Source organism: Janthinobacterium sp. YR213 (genome assembly GCF_900099875.1).
GTDB lineage: Bacteria > Pseudomonadota > Gammaproteobacteria > Burkholderiales > Burkholderiaceae_D > Janthinobacterium > Janthinobacterium lividum.
Window position 1 is genome coordinate 249,086 of record NZ_FNDA01000005.1, and the last position, 18,765, is coordinate 267,850.

Here is an 18,765-nt window from a genome sequence, read left to right on the forward strand (position 1 = left end):
TACCGAGACATCCATGCGTTTTATTCTTTGTTTTCTGGCCGCGATGGCCAGCGTTCCCGCATCGGCTGAAAAGCTGACCCTGGAACGCATCCACGCCGATCCGGCGCTGGCCGGCCCCGGCGTGCGCAACCTGAAGGTCTCGCCCGACGGCGAGCGCGTCACGTTCCTGCGCGGCCGCGCCGACAACCAGTTCCAGCTCGACCTGTGGGAATTCAAGCTGAAGGACAAGAGCACGCACCGCCTGGTCGACTCCAAGGCGCTGGTGCCGAATGAAACGATTTCGCCCGAAGAGCAGGCGCGCCGCGAACGCGAGCGCACGGCCAGCCTGAACGGCATTCTCAGCTACAGCTGGTCGCCCGATGGCAAGCAGCTGCTGGTGCCGCTGGCCGGCAATCTGTACCTGGTCGACGCGGCCCACCCTGACAAGGCGCGCCTGGTCGCCAAGGGCAATGTGCTCGACCCGAAAATCTCGCCGAAAGGCCGCTATGTGTCGTTCGTGCGCGACCAGAATATCTATGTGATCGACCTGAAGTCGGGCCAGGAACGCCAGCTGACGACGGACGGCAAGGGCACCATCCGCAACGGCGAAGCCGAATTCGTGGCGCAGGAAGAAATGGGCCAGCGCACCGGCTACTACTGGGCTCCCGACGATTCCGCCATCGCCTATAAACGCTATGACGAAGCACCCGTGCCCGTCGTGCGCCGCTTCGAAATCTTCGCCGACCGCACCGACGTCGTCGAGCAGCGCTACCCGGCTGCCGGCGACCCGAACGTGCTGGTGCAACTGCTGATCGTCTCGCCGGAAACGGGCGCGCAGCGCCAGGTGGACCTGGGCACGAACCCGGACATCTACCTGGTGCGCGCCGACTGGAGCGCGGACAGCAAGTCGCTCGTGTACCAGCGCCAGTCGCGCGACCAGAAGACCCTCGACCTGGTCGCCGTCGATGCGGCCACCCTGGCGCAGCGCACCCTGCTGACGGAAACGTCGAAGACCTGGGTCAGCATCCATGACGACCTGCGCTTCCTGTCGAACGGCACCTTCCTCTGGTCGTCCGAACGCACGGGCCGCAACCACCTGTACCTGTACAACATGGGCGGCAAGCTGCTGCACCCGGTCACTTCGGGCGCATGGGGCATCGACAGCGTGCTGGCCGTGAACCAGAAGACGGGCAAGGTGTTCGTCTCGTCGAACCGCGACGCGGTGATCGACAAGCAGACCTACGCGCTGGCCCTCGATGGCAGCACGGCCGACAAGCCGCTGCGCGTGACGAAAGCCGATGGCTGGCACGACACGACGTTCTCGCGCAATGGCGAAGTGTTTGTCGACACGTATTCCGACCCGGCCACACCGCCGCAAGTGAGCATCCGCCGCCCGGACGGCGCCATGGTGGGTTGGCTGGAAGAAAACGCGCTGAACGCCAGCCACCCATACGCGAAATACAAGGCGGACCACCTGCCGACGGAGTACGGCACCCTGAAAGCCAACGATGGCCAGACGCTGCATTACTCCATCGTCAAGCCGTCGAACTTCGACGCTGCCAAACGCTACCCCGTCTACCTGTCGACGTATGGCGGCCCGCACTCGCAGCACGTGGCTCGCCGCTGGGGCAACAACTTCGACCAGTACATGGCGCAGCAGGGCTTTGTCGTCTTCCGCCTCGATAACCGCGGTTCGTCGCGCCGCGAGCGCGCATTCACGGACGCCATCTACCACAACCTGGGCGCGGCCGAAGTGGCGGACCAGCTGGTCGGCATCGACTGGCTGGGCAAGCAAAGCTTCGTGGACGCGAAACGCATCGGCGTGTTCGGCTGGAGCTATGGCGGCTTCATGACCCTGCGTTTGCTGTCGGCGGCATCGGACAAGATCGCCATGGGCGTCTCGGTGGCGCCCGTCACCGACTGGTCGCTGTACGACACCCACTACACGGAGCAATTCCTCGGCATGCCGAAGGAAAACGTCGATGGCTACAAGGCCAGTACCGTGTTCGCCCACCTCGACGGCCTGAAGTCGCCGCTGCTGCTGGTGCACGGCATGGCCGACGACAACGTCCTGTTCAGCAACAGCACGCGATTGATCGACGCGCTGGTGAACCGCGGCGTGCAATTCGACCTGATGACGTATCCGGGCGCCAAGCACGGCATCTCGTCGCGCGCGGGCCAGCGCCACGTGTACAAGAAAATTGAAATGTTCTTCAAGCAGAACCTGGGCGTAGCGAAGTAAAACGTACCCACAAATAAAAACCGCCGCCTGTCTCGCGACAGGCGGCGGTTTTTTTATTGAGCGTGCGTCAGCTTAAGGTTTGCGCGTGACGGTTTCCACCGCGTCTTTCACATCGCCAACCTTCTTCTGCACTTTGCCTTCGACCTGGTTTGCCAGGCCCTTGGCTTGCTGTTCTTCGCTGCCGACGACTTTGCCAGCGGCTTCCTGGATTTTACCGCCGACTTCCTTCAGTTTACCTTCGACTTGATCTTTGTTCATGATGGATCCTCACTGTAGTTGGTACATCTGTTGTCCGGCCCCGAAGGGCCGGTACTGCGGCTCACACGCTGTTGCAAACTGCTTGCTGCGTGTCGATGTGTCCATACTACGGGGTGGGGGATCAAAGGCTCTGTACGGTTCCTAACACATGCTCAATTTGCGCCAATATCGGCGATCACACGGGCTTGCGCCACACGGTGGCCAGCCACGGCTGCTGGTCGCGCGGCAAGCCGGGCGGGCGGTAGTACTGCTCGACCAAGGTAAAACCGGCCGCCTGCACGTAGGCGGCCCACGTCGCTTCGTCGTGATAGCTGCCATAGCGCGCGCCATTCCAGCCTTCCTGATTCTGCCCGCGCGGGTTCGAGCTGAACAGCACGCCACCGGACTTCAGGCACGCGTACAAAGCGCGCAGCACGCCGGGCAAGGCGGCGCTGGGCACGTGGAACAGCACTGCATTCGCGAACACGCCGTCGAAGTGCGCTGCGGGCAGATCGAGGTCGACGAAATCCTGCTGCCATACGGTGCAGCCGCTGTAGGCGCGCGCCATCTCGACGAAGCGGGGACAGCCATCGACGCCGGTGGCATGGTGGCCCATGGCCGTGAACGCTTTCAGATCGCGGCCAGGGCCGCAGCCCAGGTCGAGAATATCCAGGGGCGCCGGCTTGCCGATGGCCCCCAGCAGCGCGGCGATGTTCTGGCTGACGTCGTGGTCACGCGTGCCTTCGAAAAACTGCTCGGCGCTGGCGTCGTAATGAGCCAGGGTGCGATGGGTGATGGCGTGGATGGGGTCTTGCGGTGGGGTTGGCTTCATGGCGGTCCTGTCGATATGTGCCGCCATTTTACGGTGCCAGCGCACTGCGCGCTGGCACCGCTTTATAACTACCAGACGCGCACGCGCTGTTCCGGCGCCAGGTACAGCTGCTGCCCCGGCTGGACGTCGAAGGCCGGGTACCAGGCGTCGAGGTTGCGCACGGTGGCGGCCCGGTATTGCGCCGGCGCATGGCCATCCGTGAGGATTTGCTGGCGCGCCGCCGCTTCGCGCGCCTTGCTGCGCCAGCTGACGCCATAACCCGTGAAGAAATCGCGGTCCGCATCCGCCTGCGCCGGCTTGCCCTGCTGCGACAAGGTGAACGCGTCATGCGCGGCCGCCACGCCGGCCAGGTCGGCCAGGTTTTCGCTCAGGGTCAGCTGGCCATTCACGCTCAGGTCGGGAAACGGCTTGTAGGCCGCGAACTGCGCCACCAATTGCTTGGATGCGGTCTGGAAATGCGCCAGGTCGGCTGGCGTCCACCAGTCGCGCAGCTTGCCCTGGGCGTCGAACTGGGCGCCCTGGTCATCGAAGCTGTGGCTGATCTCGTGGCCGATGGTGGCGCCGATGCCGCCATAGTTGGCCGCATCGGATGCCTGCGGGTCGAAGAATGGCGGCTGCAGGATGGCGGCCGGAAAGTTCAGCGCATTTTGCAGCGGCAGGTTGACGGCATTGACCAGCTGTGCCGGCATGGCCCAGGCCTTGCGGTCAGGCGACTGGCTCAGCTTGGCCAGCTCCTGCCGGTAATGGAACTGTTCCGCCCGCTGCACATTACCCAGCGCATCGCCGCGCACCACGCGCAAGCCCGCATAGTTGTCCCAGCGTTCCGGATAACCGACGCCCACGTACAGGGTCTTGAGTTTTTCCTGCGCCTGCGCCTTGGTGGCCGGCGCCATCCAGTCCAGCTTGTCGATGCGACGCGAGAAGGCGGCGACGATATTCGTCACCATGTCTTGCACGCGGGCTTTCGATTCAGGCGGGAAATAGCGCTCCACGTACAGCTTGCCGACGGCGTCGCTCAGGGCCGCGTTGGTTGCCGCCAGCGCGCGCTTGCTGCGCGGCGACTGCTGCGGCGTGCCGCTCAAGGCGCTGCCGTAGAAGGCGAAGCGCTGGTCGGCGGCGGCCTTCGGCAAGGTCGTGCTGAAATGGTTGATCGCGTGGAAGGCGAGGAAATCCTTCCATGTGGCCAGCGGCACGCTCGCCACCAGCGCCGCGCTGCCCGTCATGGCCGTCGGGTGCCAGACGATGAAATCCGTCTGCTTGCCCAGGCCCGCCGCCTGGAAGAAGGCCTTCCAGTCCAGGCCCGGCGCCTTGCTGGCGAAGTCGGCTGCACGCCACGCGTTATTGCCCTTGGCGACATCGGCCGAATCTTCGCGGCTGGCATGGCTGGCGGCAATTTGCTGCTCCAGCGCAAACACGCGCGCGGCGCGGGCCGGCGCATCGCGGTAGCCAGCCTGCTTGAGCATGGCGGCGATATGCGCCTGGTAGCCCGCGCGCAAGCCCTGCATGCGGGCGCTTTCCCCCTGGTAGAACGCGCGGTCGGGCAAGCCCAGCCCGCCCTGCAGCAGGTAGGCCACGTTGCGCGTGGTGTCGTTCAAGTCTTGCGCCACCCACAGGCCGAACAGGTTTTCCGTATAAAAATTGGTGGCATTGAGCGGATCGACATCGGCGCGCAAGCTCTCGCCCAGCGCGCGGGCCAGCCCCGCCTGGTCGCGTATGCCATCGATCTTCTTCAGCAGCGGCTTGATCGGCGCCCAGCCTTGCGCTTCGATAGCTGACTCATCCATCCAGGAACGGTAGAAATCGCTGACCTGGCGCGCCGATGCATCCGCCTGCGGCGCCGCCGCCAGGCCTTCGACGAGGGCGATGATGCGCTCGTTGGTCGCATTGGCGAGGATGGCGAACGAGCCCCAGCTGCTACGGTCGGCGGGAATCTCCGTGCCGCGCAGCCAGTCGCCATTCACGTAATCGTAAAAATCGTCGCCGGGCAAGACAGCCGTGGGTGCCGCCATCGCGGCGGCAGGACTGGCGGCCGCATCCTGGCCGTGCGCGTGGACGGGACCTCCGGCCAGGGTGATGCCGGACAGGGCCAGCGCCATGGCGCGCTTGCGCCAGGAAGCAGGGAAAGAGGAAGCGGCAGCAGTGACAACGCGCATGGTGATCCTTTCAGGCAAAGTAACGACAGTAGTATGCAAAATCATAACGCGTTTTGAAGCGCCGCAACACATTCCCCTGTCACCACGACGCCAGCAGGCATGCGGCTTGGGAGGCGATTCCGGCAGCAAGTAAGCAATCATCTAAATTATTTTCATTTTTTTTCAAAAACACCCTCAAGTTCCCGTTGCAGCTGCCGTTAATCTAGACAAGCGGTAATCCATTCACTAGTTACGGGTGTGCTCATGACCTCCAACGACGTTCTCTCGATGTATGAAAATATTGCAGGAATGACCAATAAAATGGTCGTGGCCGCACGTTCGAGCGACTGGGATGGCTTGGATACCCTGGAAAACCAGTGCGCCAGCGCCGCCAGCGCGACCATGACAGGCAAGGTACCCGCCCTGGCCGGCGCCTCGCGCCTGCGCAAGATCGACTTGCTCAAGCAAATCCTGGCAAATGACCGCGAAATCCGCAGCATCACGGAACCGTGGATGACGCAGCTGCCGAGCGCCATGCCGGGTTCGCGCGCCCGCATGTAAGAAACTTGCCGCACCAGAAACGACAAAAGCACCTGCGGGTGCTTTTTTTGCGTCTGCCTCCGTGCCAGGGAGCGCGCCATCTGCGGCACCAGGCAAGGAGGGGGGGGGAATTTGGAAGGCGAGCCCCAGGTATCTCCTGGCGTCGCCTCGCTGCCGGTTGCATCCGGCGTTCGCGAGCACATCGTCGGCATCGCAAACCGCTTCCAGACCCAGGCGTTTATGCAACGCTACACCTGTTTGCCGCGCCACACTATCGTTGGTGACTGCGCCAGGCTGGGGCTGTTTTATCGTAGAGCAAGTCCACTGAATTAATCATATCACCATCTTTAAGAAATAAGCAACGCGATTGGCAAGCGTTTCCATGTATTTTTTCAATATCTTTTTTTATATCAAATTGTCGTGCCGCCTTGCATCGCGTTAACGCGAAAACGGCTCCGGTTCCGGCTCGGCCCCTACCCCGCCTTCCACCGCTTCCGTCAGCACGGGCACATCCTTCTTCTTGCGGCTGAAGGGCTTGCGCAGCAAGACCCAGTATTTCGACGGCGCGCCCGGCCCGGCCGCCTGCTTGCGCTTGCGCGCGACATACACGATGACCGCCGTCAGCAACAGGAAGACCAGAGTGCCGATGCCGAGCCACAGCAAGCCATTGCCGCCCGCCGCCTTCTCGCCCGCTGGCGGCACCAGGGGCTTGGGCTTGGCATGCGGCACCCGCGCCTCGGCCGGCGCGGCAGCAGGCGCAGCGACGGCGGCAGCGATGGCAGGCTGAGCCAGCGCCTTTTGCAAGGCGCCGAGCTTGCCTTCCAATTCGCCGAGCTTCTCATTCAAAGCCGCGTTTTTCTCATCCAGCGCAACGCACGCTTGCGCCTGCTCCACATTGGCCTGCGGCGCGCAAGCGGCGACGGGCGCCGTCGCGCGGCGCAACGGCGCCGGACGCAGCGCGGGTACAGCCGGCGCGGGCGCGGCCGGCGGCACGAACACGCGCGCCGGGCGCACGAGGCCCTCGGCGCGCGCGCGGGCCGCCAGCGCGGCGGCATCGGGTGACGGCGCACCGGCCGCAGCCCGTGGCAGCGGTGAGGATACGGATATGGGTACGGGCACGGGAATCGCGGGCCGGACTGGCGCACTGACGGCAGCGGCAGCAGGCGGGGCCGCCGTCAGCCACACGGTGCCCAGGCGCACGACGGCGCCATTGCCACTGCCCAGCAACAAATACAGATGCACATGGCCCGCCTGGATCGCTTGCCGGGTACTCACGCGCACATAGTGGCGCCCGCCGCGTTCCAGCGGACTGATCGTCAAGGTTTGCAGGGCCGGATCCATGCCGATGCCGCCACCGCGGTACACATCGGGCGAAGCCAGGCGCACGGCCACGCCATTGGCTTCCTCGGGCGCCAGGGCCGTCAGTTCGATTTCGGCCAGCAGAGGCTGACCCACATGCGACAGCACCGCCATCTCGCCCAGTTCGGCCGCCATGACGGGCGGCAAGGCCAGGCTGGCGGCGGCGCACGCGATCAGGGACCAACGGGGAAGGCTGCTGCTCTGCATGGACTGATCACTTTGATAACAGGATAAATAAGGGGAACTCGCCTGTCTTTAACGGCAGGAAAACGCAAAAATATAGATAGGCCAGGGTAAAAATGATGCATTACAGCATCATCCTGTGCCTTTTTTGCGCCTGGAGTACACTCGATCCACCTCTATCGATGAAAGGGATGTCATGAGTAGCAGAATCGAACGCGACAGTTTCGGCCCGATCGACGTACCCGCCGACCGGCTGTGGGGAGCGCAAACGCAGCGCTCGCTCGAGCACTTCCACATTTCCACGGAAAAGATGCCGCCCGAACTGATCGCCGCCCTGGCCACCGTCAAGCGCGCGGCCGCCCACGTCAACCTGGACCTGGGTCTATTGGATGGCAAGAAAGCCATCGCCATCACGCAGGCGGCCGACGAAGTGCTGGCCGGCAAGCACGACGCGGAATTCCCGCTGGCCGTCTGGCAGACGGGCTCTGGCACGCAAAGCAATATGAACATGAACGAAGTGCTGGCCAACCGCGGCTCCGAGCTGATCGGCGGCTTGCGGGGCGCCGAGCGCCTGCTGCACCCGAACGACGACGTCAACCTGGGCCAGTCCTCGAACGATATCTTTCCGACCGCCATCCACGTGGCCGCCGCTCTGGCCGTTGCCAACACGGTCTTGCCGCCGCTGCGCCAGCTGCGCGCCACCCTGGATGCGAAAGCCACGGAATTTGCCGACATCGTCAAGATCGGCCGCACCCATTTGCAGGATGCGACGCCGCTGACCCTGGGCCAGGAATTTTCCGGCTACGTGGCGCAACTGGACTTTGCCGAGCACATCATCACGGCAGCGTTGCCGCCGCTGCTGCAACTGGCCGCCGGCGGCACGGCCGTGGGCACGGGCTTGAATGCCCACGTGGAATTTGCCGGCCGCATCGCGGCCGAGCTGGCGCGCCTGACGGGCCAGCCGTTCGAGACGGCCAGCAACAAGTTCGCCGCCCTGGCCGCCCACGACGCCCTGGTCGCCGCCCATGGCGCGCTGAAAACCCTGGCCACGGCCCTGATGAAAATCGCCAACGACGTGCGCTGGATGGCCTCCGGCCCCCGTTCCGGCCTGGGCGAAATCACCATCCCCGAAAATGAGCCGGGCAGCTCCATCATGCCGGGCAAGGTCAATCCCACCCAGTGCGAAGCGCTGACCATGCTGTGCTGCCAGGTCTTCGGCAACGACGTCGCCATCACGGTGGGCGGCGCCTCGGGCAATTTCGAGCTGAATGTCTTCAAACCCTTGATTGCGCACAACTTTCTGCAAAGCGCGCGCCTGCTGGGCGACGGCATGCGCAGCTTCGACGAGCATTGCGCCCACGGCATCGCGCCGAACCGCGAACGCATCGCCGAACTGATGGAGCGTTCCTTGATGCTGGTCACGGCGCTGGCGCCGCACATCGGCTACGACAAGGCGGCGCAAATCGCCAAGCAGGCCCAGCATGAAGGCACGACCCTGAAGGAAGCGGCGCTGGCCCTGGGCTTTGTGACGGAAGAGCAATTCGGCGCGTGGATCGTGCCCCTGGAGATGACGCGTCCCAACAAAAGTTAAGGCTCAGCCTGCATTCCTCCTGGCTTCATGTAAACTATGACCTTAGTTGACACCGTCATTAAGTGTTTAAAACACATCGTTGCAATAAGGGATACAATGCAAAAAGTAAGCTTTGATTTAACATCCGAGTTCGTCGAGCTGAACCAGCTGTTGAAGCTGGTCGGCCTGTGCGACAGCGGTGGCGCAGGCAAGGTCATGGTCGATAGCGGCGTGGTGAAGGTCGATGGCAAGAAGGAATTGCGCAAGACCGCCAAGATCCGCGCCGGCCAGGTCGTCAGCGTGGGCGATATCCGTATCACGGTCGTCGGCCCCGCTTGATGCCGGCATGGGGCGCGAAAGCAGCCCCATGCTTCCAGCCATCACCGCTGCCAGCCGGCTGCCTGGATCAAGCTGCAACATGTCGTTATTGCCAGATAAATATCGATTGCAGAAGGGAAGCGCCATGGACCATCCCGAACAAGGTACGCGCAGCCAGGAACGCCTGATCGGCGACTTGCGCCAGGTAATAGAAAACGCGGAAGAATTGCTGCGTAACACAGACAAATACACCAGCAGCCTGTACCAGGGGGCGCGCGCCAGGCTGGAACTGGCCCTCGTCGCGGCCACAGCCGAGCTGGCCCGCTTTGAAGAAGAGCAAGTGACGCGCATGATGGACGCCACCCTGGCCGCGAATACCCTGTACCGCGATCAGACGGGCGAAGCGCGCGTGCTGCGGGCCTTCGAATAACAACGCCTGACAAAACCGTAGCGAGCGGAAGGAAGTTGTGGTTGAGAAGCGCAACTGTACGAAGGTACAGTGAGCATCGCAGACCGCAAATTACGACGCGTAGTAGGTTTTGATAGGCGTACTAAACCGTCAGGTCGTCAATACCGCATGCGCCAGCCACTGGCGCAAGTATGCGGCCAGGTCAAATGCCGGATCTAGCTCGAACGCCGCGTCGAGCGCGGCGCCAAAGGTCTGCCCCTGCTGCAGGGCCAGCAATGCCGCATGCGCGGCCGCATCCAGTACCAGCACCTGCGCCTTCCAGCGCGCCCGGCATATCAGCGCGTAGCTGGCCACCTGCATCTCTTGCGGAAACGTCCCCTGCCCTTCACCATCCTGATGCGCCTGCCATAGGGCCGCCACCTGCCAGCCGGACGCCAGCAAAACGCAAGCGGGATGCAAGGTAAAACAGTGCGCTTCCAGTTGATCGGGATGCAGGGCGGCCAGCGCCTCTGGCGCCAGGCCCTGCGCATCGGCTGCGTAATGTGCTAGGTGCAAGGCCCATTCCAGGCGCGCCATGTCCGGCAGATAGGGCAACTCCGCCACGGGCGGGAACACAGCGAGAAAATCGGCGAAACGGGCGCCAAACTGATTCAAATCAGCGCTATCGGATGGCATCTGCCGGCCATACGCGTGCGCCAGGCCACCAAAGAATTCCTCCCCCACCAGCGCCAGCACGACGGGGTAGACCTGGCTCAGCGTGCGGCGCCAGTTGGCGCCCAGGCTGCCGCGGTACAGTGAAAAACGCTGTGGCACCGCGTCTCCCGCGAACGGCGGCAAGGCTGCCGCCGTATCCAGCAAGGCTGCGGCAAACGCTTGCTGGCCAGCCGCCAGCGCGTCAAGCGGCACTGGCGCTGGCGAGGACTGCAGCGCCGCTCCCTGCCATGGCGTCTGCGGCACATGCCGCGCCAGCATGGCCTGCGCCTTGTCCGCCTCGCCCAGCAGGATATCCAGCGGCGGTAGATCCGTATCCCATTCGACCAGGGTAGGCACGGCGCCAAAGCGCAGCAAGGCGGCCGCATACAAGTCCCAGACGGGATCGGCCACGGCGGCGCCATGGTGATCGACCACGGCATGCGGCGTCAGCAGGTGGCCGCCCAGGTGCAGCTCACCCACGCTGCCCGGCGCAATGGACTGCATGGCCGTCAAGGCGTCTTCGCCGTGGTTGCACTGGTTCACATACAAGTTATTGATATCGAGCAGCAGCCCGCAGCCGCTGCGACGCGCCAGCTCCGCCAGGAATTGCGCCTCGCTCATGGCATCGTCGGCAAAACGCAGGTAAGTGGAGACATTCTCCAGCAAGATCGGCCTTTTCAGCACATCCTGCACCCGCCCCACCCTGGCGCACAGCAAATCGAGAGCGGCGCCATTCAAGGCCAGCGGCAACAGATCGTTGAGTTGCCGCTGCGCCACGGCACCCCAGCACAGGTGTTCCGACACGAGGGCGGGCTCGATGCGCTCGGCCACGGCGCGCACGCGCTGCAGGTGCGCCTCGGAAAAACCGCGCGCGGAACCCAGGCCCAGGCCCACGCCATGCAGGCTGATCGGGTAATCCTGGCGCAGAGTCTGCAGCACATGATGATCCCAGCCCGACGGCTGCAGATAATTTTCAGTGTGTACTTCCAGCCAGCCCACCTTGGGCCGGCGCGCCAGGAAGTCGCGGTAGTGCGCGGCGCGCAGGCCGACGCCGGCAAGGGCCTGGATGTTCGGCGGCATGGGCAGGCGGCGGACGCTTACGGTTGCGTGGCCGGCTTGGCAGCCTTGATGGGCTTGACGGAACCGCCCGTCTGTTCGCACGTGCCCTTGGCAACATACGTCCATTCCGTGGGCAGGTTATCCGCTTCCGCCTGGCCGGCGCAGGAATGCGCGCCATCGGACGAGGCGCAATCGTTCTGCCCCGCCTTGGCCACGCCATAGCATTTTTCCTTGTCGCCGGGGGCGGGGCCATCGTGTGCGGCCGCGTTGATGGTGGTGCCGGCGCAGATGCCCGCGAGGGCGGCAGCGATGAGAGCTTGACGTTTGTTCATGGTGATTCCTCTTGCATGGGTCAAAGTGATGGCGCGCCCCGGGCTGCGCCATGGGCAATGCGAGGTGGTGGACATCATTTTACTGAATCGGCCGCGCCATGGCGAACCATGGTCAATTAGTCAATTTTACAGGAAGGAAGGGAAGGCAGAAAGACAGACAAAAACGCCCGCTCGCCACCGTCGATGACGGTGGTGTGGGCATAGCGATGGCGAGCGCCAGACCGGCGCCGCGGGACTGCGCTCAGGCTGTCGTGTTGATGCGGTTACCGAGGTGGGCCGGCAGGCTCGGCGCCGACTGTACCGGTGGCAGCGCTGCCAGCAAGGCTGTGGCGGTCGAGCTTTGGATATCCTGGGCTTTTTTGAGGACAGTCAAGCCGACGGCTTGCCGCGTGCCTGTCTCCGCCATTGTGGTTGACAGTTGAGCAATGCTTCCGACGTCCATACGTTTCTCCAATGAGGTTCTACCCTTGTTAACGGATGCCGCCGGCAAACCTTTAGCTTATTTTTCCAGTCTGTGCAGCAGCCAGGCCAATACGTGCTCGCGCGCATTCAAGTCCAGCCATGCTACGCCCTCGCGCAAATCGGCCGGCGCCGGGCTGTCGGACGCGACGGCGACCACATGCGGGTCGTGCGGATACAGGGGCGCTTGCCCCACTTCCGGGCGGAACACTTCCAGCTTGGGGATGGGGTCCGTCTTGAAACCTTCGACCAGGGTCAGGTCTGCCGGCCCCATGCGGGACAATTGCTGCGCCAGGCTCGGTTCCGGCGCGCCGCGCAGCTCATGCACGATAGCAAAGCGGTACGGCGACGCCACCAGCACTTCCGCCGCACCGGCCAGGCGCAGGCGGGCGCTGTCCTTTTGCGGCGGTTCCAGCGCCAGATCATGGTGGCTGTGCTTGACCAGGTTGACGCGCAAGCCGCGCGCCGCCAGCTCCTTCACCACAAATTCCAGCAGGGTCGTCTTGCCGCTACCGGAACGGCCGATCACACCAAGTACCGGGTGTGCGGGCATCGCATCGTGCATGGTCACTCCTTGATTGAGAAGGAATGATTATACGCAGCCCCACGGGCGCCACCGCCTGGCGCAGGCGCCGTGCATTGCCCACCTCATCGCCCAGGTCAAGCGCCTGTGGATTTCCCGCCATTCCCGGCGCCGGCGGACGCCGGCTTGCCGCCCTGCCGCCGGCGCCTGTCCGCTGTCCTGCCCGCCGTTTTATTCGCCGTTTGATTTTTCACCGCCTGCGCATTCCTGGCCATGCGCGCCAATTGCCGGTGGGCGGCGATCGCGCCCGCCTCGGCATCGGATTGAGACGGGGCGGCGGCAGCGGCGGCCACCTCGCCATCAGGCGGGCGGGCGGGCGCCAGCGGCATGAAATCCTGCGCCCGCACATCCGCCTCCCATGCGGCGCGCTGCGCCAGCACGACGGCGGGCACGGCAGGCGCCGCGCGCGGCTGCGCCAGGGTCAGCACGTTCCCCAGGCCGCTGGCGGCCGCCACGCGCGCGCCCATCTGGGGCAAGGCGCCATCGGCGGCTCGGCAAAAGCGCTGCAGGATGGTCTTGATGATCGACGTGTGGTCGACCACCTCGTGGCTGACGCTGCCCGGCGCGATCAGCGGCGACACCAGCAGCATGGGCACGCGCACGCCGTAGCGGCGAAACGCGGGGTCGTCGTCGATGGCGGGGCCAGGCGGCACATGGTCGAAAAAGCCGCCGTGTTCGTCATAGCTGAGGATCAGCAAGGTGCGCGCCCAAGCGGGACCGCGCGACAGGGCCTGGTAGACCTGCGCCACCAGCGCCTGGCCGGCGCGGATATCGGCCGGCGGATGGTCGTCATTCTCAAAGAAATGCGGATCGATCCAGCTGACCGAGGGCAAGGCACCCGCCAGGGCATCGCCGATGAAGCCATAGCGGCGCGCGCTGGAGCCGAACGGTTCGTACCATTCGGACGAGCGGTAATGGTCGTCCGTCAGCGCCAGGCTCCAGGGCTTCCAGGCGGAATAAAATTTCCAGCTGACCTGGGCACGCTCGAGGTGGCGCACGAAGGACTTGTTCGCATACAGGGGCACGCGCTTGCTGTCCTTGCTGCCGGCCGCCTTGCCGCTGAGCGCATACAGGCGGTTGGGCCAGGTAGCCCCCGGCACGGAACTGTAGCAGCGGTCGCAGACGCAGAACTGCTGCGCCAGGAAATCGTACATCGGCAAGTCGGCCCCATTGTAATAACCCATCACCAGGTCGATATCGGGGTCGCCCGGATGCGTTTGCGCATAGTCGCCGACAAAGCCGCCGTTATTGTTTTGCAATTGCTGCGCCACCGACATGCCCGTATGCGACGGGTCTTGCTGCGGCCCGAAGGCCGTGCGCCGCAAATGGTGCACGGGGTAGGTCACGCCCGCATGCACGTTGGCATGGCTGGCCTGCAAGCCATCGATGTCGGCGCGCCCGCCTTCCAGGCTCAGGTAGCCGAGCATGTGGTCAAACGAGCGGTTTTCCATCATCAGCACGACGATATGGTCGATGTGCGCCAGGTTTCCAGGCACACCCACATCAAGGACACCCTCACCAGCTGCGGCAGCAATCATCGGAACTCCCCCGGCCGCGCACACGGTCGCAGCGACCCTGGTTCGACCAGGCCTGGCCAGTATGGTTCAGCGATGGCGGTCCGGTCTTGATGCGCAACAGCTCAATACGGCACGCGGTAGCGGTAGCCCTTGAAACTGAAGATGGCTGCCTTCGGCTGCAACTTTTCCAGCACCAGGCCGGGCGCCAGCTCCTCGCCTTCGTGGCGCAGGACCTTGTCGATCAACAACAGGCGGTCGGCCGGATTCTTCGAGTAGATATAGCCGCCGATGGCGACCGGGGGGATTTGCCGCTGTATCGGCTCTGGCAAGTCGCGCATGCCGGGCACCGTCTCTTCGGCTGACGGCGCGGGCGCGGGCATGGCCGGCGCCGCAGCGGGGACGGGGACAGGCGCAGCCGCCTGCCCTGGCGACTCTTGTTTCGGCTCCGGCACCGGTCTGGCATGGTGCACGGGGGCGGCGGTGACCGCCGCCGGCACGGGGGGGACTTGCGCGACGGGAACTGGCGCAGGCGCGGGGGCCGCTGGTGGCGGAGCTGCCGGCACCGGCGCGGGCACAGCCTGGGCCAGCACGGCTGGAACGACAGGAATCGCCGCAGGCGCGTTGGCCGCTGCCTGCCAAGGCTGCCACAGCAGCAGCGCGACAGCCACGGCCACCGTCACGCCGCCCAGCGCCAGCCAGACGGGCGCGCGCCGCGCCACGCCGGACGCGGCGGTGTCGTGCAGCTGCACCTGCGGTGCGTGGATCGACGGCAACTCGCCCAGCTGGCGCTCGGCTTGCGATTTTTTCAGTGCTTCAAGTATGTAGGACATCTTATTTCCCCGCCACCAGCGCCGTCGCAGCGGGCGCCGCCACGGCAGGAGCTGCGCTGCTCAGGCGCGGCTCCGAATTGTCACCCAGCTGCATCAGGCGTATGAATGTTTTCGGGCCTGCCAGGCCATCGGCCCGCAAGTTCTGGCGCTGCTGGAAGGCGCGCAACAGGCCTTGCATCTCGGCATCAAGCGGCTGATTGGCCGCCGGCGCCGGCAAGCCCTGCTGTTGCGCCAGGCGCTGCGCCAGCCAGTCCACGTCGGCGCCGCGGGCGCCCAGCGGCACTTCGTCGCGCCAGTTGCGCGGGGCGCGCCAGAAGGTCGTGAAACTGCCATCGCTGCGCTGTGCCAACTGGGCCAGCGGCAGGCTTTGCTGTTTGCCATCGAGCATCAGTGTGGCCGTCTCGTCCTGCAAGCGCGTCAGCAGCGCCAGCTGTTCCACACCCTCCGCACCGCGCAAGGCCAGCATGGCGGGACGGTCCAGCACGCGCAGTTCGGCGATGCCGCCCCGGCTGTGCAGGCAGCGCAGGCCGGCGCGGGCGCCCGCCTGGCAAGCTTCGCCGGCCGGCAACTGCTCGCCCCACAGGCTGGCCAGCTGACGCAGCACGGCATTGCGGTCCGGCACGCTGACGGGCGCGGGCGCGGATGCGGCGGCAACCACCACGCTGGATGCGGCCGGCGCAGAGGCAGCCACGGCAGGTACAGCGGGCACAACAGACAGGCGCGGCATGAAATGCCAGGCCAGCGCGGCCGTGACCACGGCGCCAGCCAGCACGCCGCCCGTCACGTGGACCCAGCGCAGGCCCCGTCCGGCAGCCGGCTTGCCCTCTTCCGCAAACACTTCCTCGGCGGCACGGCGCAGGATCTGGCGCGTCACCTGCGGCTGGTTTTCCACGTAGGCGCCCAGCAACGCGCGGTCGCACAGCAGATTGATGCGGCGCGGCACGCCGTGGCTCATGGCATGGATGGGCGCCATCAGGCGCGGCGCGAACGGCGTCTGCGCCGTGCTGCCCGCCACGGCCAGGCGGTGGCGGATATAACTGGCCGTCTCGTCCGCCGTCAGCGACCCCAGGTGATAGCGGGCGATCACGCGCTGCGCCAGCTGCTCCAGTTCCGGCCGGGCCAGCATGGCGCGCAATTCCGGCTGGCCGATGAGGATGATCTGCAGCAGCTTGCGCTCGCTCGTCTCCAGGTTGGTCAGCAAACGCAACTGCTCCAGCACGGCGGCGGACAGGTTTTGCGCCTCGTCGATGATCAGCACATTGTTCTTGCCCTGCGCATGGCTGGCCAGCAGGTGCGCATTGATGGCGTCGACATAGCCTTTCACGCTGGCCACGCCGGGCGCCACGGCGATGCGGAATTCCTCGCAGATCGACAGCAGCAATTCCTCGACGGACAGTTTCGGATTGAAGATATACGCGAGCTGGCAGTTTTCCGGAATCTGCTCCATGAAGCAGCGGCACACGGTGGTCTTGCCGGCGCCGATTTCTCCCGTCAGCAGCACGAAGCCACCGCCGCTGCCCACGCCATACAGCAGGTGCGCCAGCGCTTCGCGGTGGCGTTCGCTCATGAACAGGTAGCGCGGATCGGGGGCGATCGAGAACGGCGATTGCTTGAGCTGGAAATAATGCGTGTACATGGAGACCCTGCGGATGAAACGATCAAAATGCGCGGCGCCAAGCCGAACCCCTCATCGGGTGCGGGCGGGCGGCAACGGCTTGTATTTGGCGCAATACACTTTCGCCTTGCTACGGAAGTAGACGATTTTACTGCCAGGCACGGAACCACGGACAGGAAAGGCGGAATTGTCGAGTTTATTGAAACGCAGGCCCGAGGCGCCGCGGATGGCGGGTTCCAGCTTTTCCGGCGTCGAGTCCGCCACCACGCCCATGAAGACGAGGGGGCTGGTGTCGTCGCTGACGATCACGTCGGTAATCGGCGCGCCCCACAAGGTGGCGTCCGTGCGGAACCAGTAGGCGCCCCCTTCATGCTTGTAGGCCGGGCCGAAGGCCGTCAGCAAATAGGCATAGAAGGCCTTGTTGTCGATCTGGTCGATACACAGCACGGCATTGCCCACCACTTGCCCGAACGTGGACGGCGGCGGCTTTTGCTGCGCCAGCACGCCGGACACGGGCACGCCAATGGCCAGCAAGGCGAACGCCGCCAGCAGGGCCGGCGCACGCCACGGGCGCATCAATGCACGGCGCACGCGCATGATCAGTGCTTGCGCTCTTCTTTCTTCACCTTCTTGGCTTCCTTCTTTTCCTTCATGGTCTTGGCCGGTTCCTTCTTGGCTTCCTTCTTGCTGTCCTGTGCCTTGCTCATCATCTACTCCATGCCTGGGCGGAAATGCCTGGGCCATTATGACACTCCCCCATGAAAATGCCACGTCATTTCCCCCATGCAATGAATCCCGCCCGGCAAGCACAGGCAGCGTATGCACTTATTTGCAAAAAGACGTTTGCATTTCTATTTTATTATGTTTTAATACACGAAATTTATAAATAGATATCATTTCGGTGCGGCACGAGCAGCGCCGGAAAGCATACCAACTGGGGACAGGACATGGGCCGGCATACGGCGGGACCATGTGTCATCGACTTACAGCCCTCGGCGGAAACAGACAATATGATGAGAAAGATGATCTTGCTGGGCGCGGCCCTGTCACTCTGGGCCGCTGGCAACATGCATGCGGCAGACACGCCGCCGATTCAAGTGGCCGCCTACCAGGCGGCGCCCGCCACCCTGGCCATGCAGTTGGCCAGCTTCCAGTCACCGAACGCCAGCCGGCACGCCTCTGGCCCGCATGAACCGGGCACCCATTCGCTGCTGCTGGTCGCCATCTTGCTGCTGAGCCTGCGCATGCGCGCGCGCCCGAGCAGCGAAAAATTCAGTACCTGACGTGAAAACGGCCGCGCAAGGCGGCCGTTCCATTCACACGTCAGCGCACTATCAGTGCAGGCACAGGCGGCGGCGCGTCTTTTCGATCAGCGCCGCATCGTAGGGATACAGGTTCTCGATAAAGAACAATTCCGTTTCCGCCTCGTCTTCCAGGCACATTTCGATCATGACCGGGCCATCGCTTTCGCGGCCCAGGAAATCCTTCGGCCAGCGGTTCTTGCGGTGCGTGCGCATCATTTCCATGCCCAGCGCGGCCAGCGGCGCCGACACGCCGGCGGCCAGCGCCTCTTGCTGCCAGTCGTCCCAGTACTCGCTCTTTGCTGCCTTGTCGTTCATCATGCTCTTCCAACTCAGATGTAAAAGGCGGACTTTACTCTTCATGGCGTCCCTTGCCAAGCAATACTGCAGCGCGCGGCACAGACCAGTCTGAAAAAATTGGCATTAAACAAGGCCAATTTCAATACCATTCACGACGCACAAAAACTCCTTTATTAACAAACACTTGCAATCACGCCCTCGGGCACGGCGCGCTATCGCGCAACGCATTTGTTAATACCACTTAAATACCTGTTGACAAGCCATCTGGGCGACAA

19 protein-coding genes are annotated in these 18,765 nt (G+C 64.3%); 6 read left to right on the forward strand and 13 right to left on the reverse strand.

Annotated features, from left to right (window positions below; genetic code table 11):
- Positions 1-13 precede the first annotated feature (13 nt).
- Positions 14-2,221, forward strand: a complete 2,208-nt coding sequence (locus BLT98_RS22185) for a S9 family peptidase (RefSeq protein WP_092611547.1) — start codon at positions 14-16, stop codon at positions 2,219-2,221.
- 72 nt (positions 2,222-2,293) lie between these two features.
- Here BLT98_RS22185 and BLT98_RS22190 read toward each other — a convergent pair whose 3' ends face one another.
- The 3 genes from BLT98_RS22190 to BLT98_RS22200 form a co-directional block, all read right to left on the reverse strand.
- Positions 2,294-2,479, reverse strand: a complete 186-nt coding sequence (locus BLT98_RS22190; RefSeq protein ID WP_034759763.1) for a CsbD family protein — start codon at positions 2,477-2,479, stop codon at positions 2,294-2,296.
- A gap of 175 nt (positions 2,480-2,654) precedes the next feature.
- A complete protein-coding gene (locus BLT98_RS22195) occupies positions 2,655-3,290 on the reverse strand; it encodes a class I SAM-dependent methyltransferase (RefSeq protein ID WP_092612031.1) in 636 nt (211 codons plus the stop codon).
- A gap of 68 nt (positions 3,291-3,358) precedes the next feature.
- Positions 3,359-5,443, reverse strand: coding sequence for a M13 family metallopeptidase (locus tag BLT98_RS22200; RefSeq protein WP_170846467.1), 2,085 nt, complete (start codon positions 5,441-5,443; stop codon positions 3,359-3,361).
- Positions 5,444-5,731: 288 nt separating this feature from the next.
- Here BLT98_RS22200 and BLT98_RS22205 point away from each other — a divergent pair, with 288 nt between their 5' ends.
- Positions 5,732-5,983, forward strand: a complete 252-nt coding sequence (locus BLT98_RS22205) for a flagellar protein FliT (protein ID WP_306508864.1) — start codon at positions 5,732-5,734, stop codon at positions 5,981-5,983.
- 417 nt (positions 5,984-6,400) lie between these two features.
- On the opposite strand, the gene BLT98_RS29270 is transcribed toward BLT98_RS22205, so the two are convergent.
- Positions 6,401-7,528, reverse strand: coding sequence for a type IV pilus assembly protein FimV (locus BLT98_RS29270; protein ID WP_170846468.1), 1,128 nt, complete (start codon positions 7,526-7,528; stop codon positions 6,401-6,403).
- A gap of 172 nt (positions 7,529-7,700) precedes the next feature.
- Here BLT98_RS29270 and fumC point away from each other — a divergent pair, with 172 nt between their 5' ends.
- The 3 genes from fumC (at position 7,701) to BLT98_RS22235 (ending at position 9,822) form a co-directional block, all read left to right on the forward strand.
- Positions 7,701-9,095: a class II fumarate hydratase gene (fumC, locus tag BLT98_RS22225; protein WP_092611559.1), complete on the forward strand. Its 1,395-nt coding sequence runs from the start codon at positions 7,701-7,703 to the stop codon at positions 9,093-9,095.
- 96 nt (positions 9,096-9,191) lie between these two features.
- Positions 9,192-9,413, forward strand: coding sequence for an RNA-binding S4 domain-containing protein (locus BLT98_RS22230; protein ID WP_034781865.1), 222 nt, complete (start codon positions 9,192-9,194; stop codon positions 9,411-9,413).
- Positions 9,414-9,537: 124 nt separating this feature from the next.
- On the forward strand, positions 9,538-9,822 hold the full coding sequence (locus BLT98_RS22235; RefSeq protein ID WP_034781863.1) for a hypothetical protein: 285 nt from the start codon (positions 9,538-9,540) through the stop codon (positions 9,820-9,822).
- Positions 9,823-9,951: 129 nt separating this feature from the next.
- Here BLT98_RS22235 and BLT98_RS22240 read toward each other — a convergent pair whose 3' ends face one another.
- From BLT98_RS22240 to BLT98_RS22275, 8 genes are all read right to left on the reverse strand, one after another.
- Positions 9,952-11,574, reverse strand: a complete 1,623-nt coding sequence (locus tag BLT98_RS22240) for an MNIO family bufferin maturase (RefSeq protein ID WP_092611562.1) — start codon at positions 11,572-11,574, stop codon at positions 9,952-9,954.
- Between the two features lie 17 nt (positions 11,575-11,591).
- The gene (locus BLT98_RS22245) at positions 11,592-11,885 is read right to left on the reverse strand and encodes a BufA1 family periplasmic bufferin-type metallophore (RefSeq protein WP_092611565.1); all 294 of its coding nucleotides are present in this window, start codon (positions 11,883-11,885) and stop codon (positions 11,592-11,594) included.
- Between the two features lie 241 nt (positions 11,886-12,126).
- Positions 12,127-12,327 carry a YjfB family protein gene (locus tag BLT98_RS22250; RefSeq protein ID WP_034781856.1) on the reverse strand — a complete coding sequence of 67 codons (201 nt, stop codon included), beginning with the start codon at positions 12,325-12,327 and terminating at the stop codon, positions 12,127-12,129.
- A gap of 57 nt (positions 12,328-12,384) precedes the next feature.
- A complete protein-coding gene (mobB, locus tag BLT98_RS22255) occupies positions 12,385-12,909 on the reverse strand; it encodes a molybdopterin-guanine dinucleotide biosynthesis protein B (protein ID WP_070282542.1) in 525 nt (174 codons plus the stop codon).
- A gap of 95 nt (positions 12,910-13,004) precedes the next feature.
- Complete coding sequence (locus BLT98_RS22260) at positions 13,005-14,465, reverse strand: alkaline phosphatase family protein (RefSeq protein ID WP_092611568.1); 1,461 nt, start codon at positions 14,463-14,465, stop codon at positions 13,005-13,007.
- A 101-nt stretch (positions 14,466-14,566) separates the two neighbouring features.
- Positions 14,567-15,274: a general secretion pathway protein GspB gene (locus tag BLT98_RS22265; protein WP_092611571.1), complete on the reverse strand. Its 708-nt coding sequence runs from the start codon at positions 15,272-15,274 to the stop codon at positions 14,567-14,569.
- A gap of 1 nt (position 15,275) precedes the next feature.
- On the reverse strand, positions 15,276-16,910 hold the full coding sequence (locus BLT98_RS22270; protein WP_092611574.1) for an ExeA family protein: 1,635 nt from the start codon (positions 16,908-16,910) through the stop codon (positions 15,276-15,278).
- A 51-nt stretch (positions 16,911-16,961) separates the two neighbouring features.
- On the reverse strand, positions 16,962-17,486 hold the full coding sequence (locus BLT98_RS22275) for a hypothetical protein (RefSeq protein ID WP_092611577.1): 525 nt from the start codon (positions 17,484-17,486) through the stop codon (positions 16,962-16,964).
- A gap of 413 nt (positions 17,487-17,899) precedes the next feature.
- Here BLT98_RS22275 and BLT98_RS22280 point away from each other — a divergent pair, with 413 nt between their 5' ends.
- Positions 17,900-18,172: a hypothetical protein gene (locus BLT98_RS22280; RefSeq protein WP_139144179.1), complete on the forward strand. Its 273-nt coding sequence runs from the start codon at positions 17,900-17,902 to the stop codon at positions 18,170-18,172.
- Between the two features lie 51 nt (positions 18,173-18,223).
- On the opposite strand, the gene BLT98_RS22285 is transcribed toward BLT98_RS22280, so the two are convergent.
- Positions 18,224-18,511, reverse strand: a complete 288-nt coding sequence (locus tag BLT98_RS22285) for a hypothetical protein (RefSeq protein ID WP_034759823.1) — start codon at positions 18,509-18,511, stop codon at positions 18,224-18,226.
- Positions 18,512-18,765 lie beyond the last annotated feature (254 nt).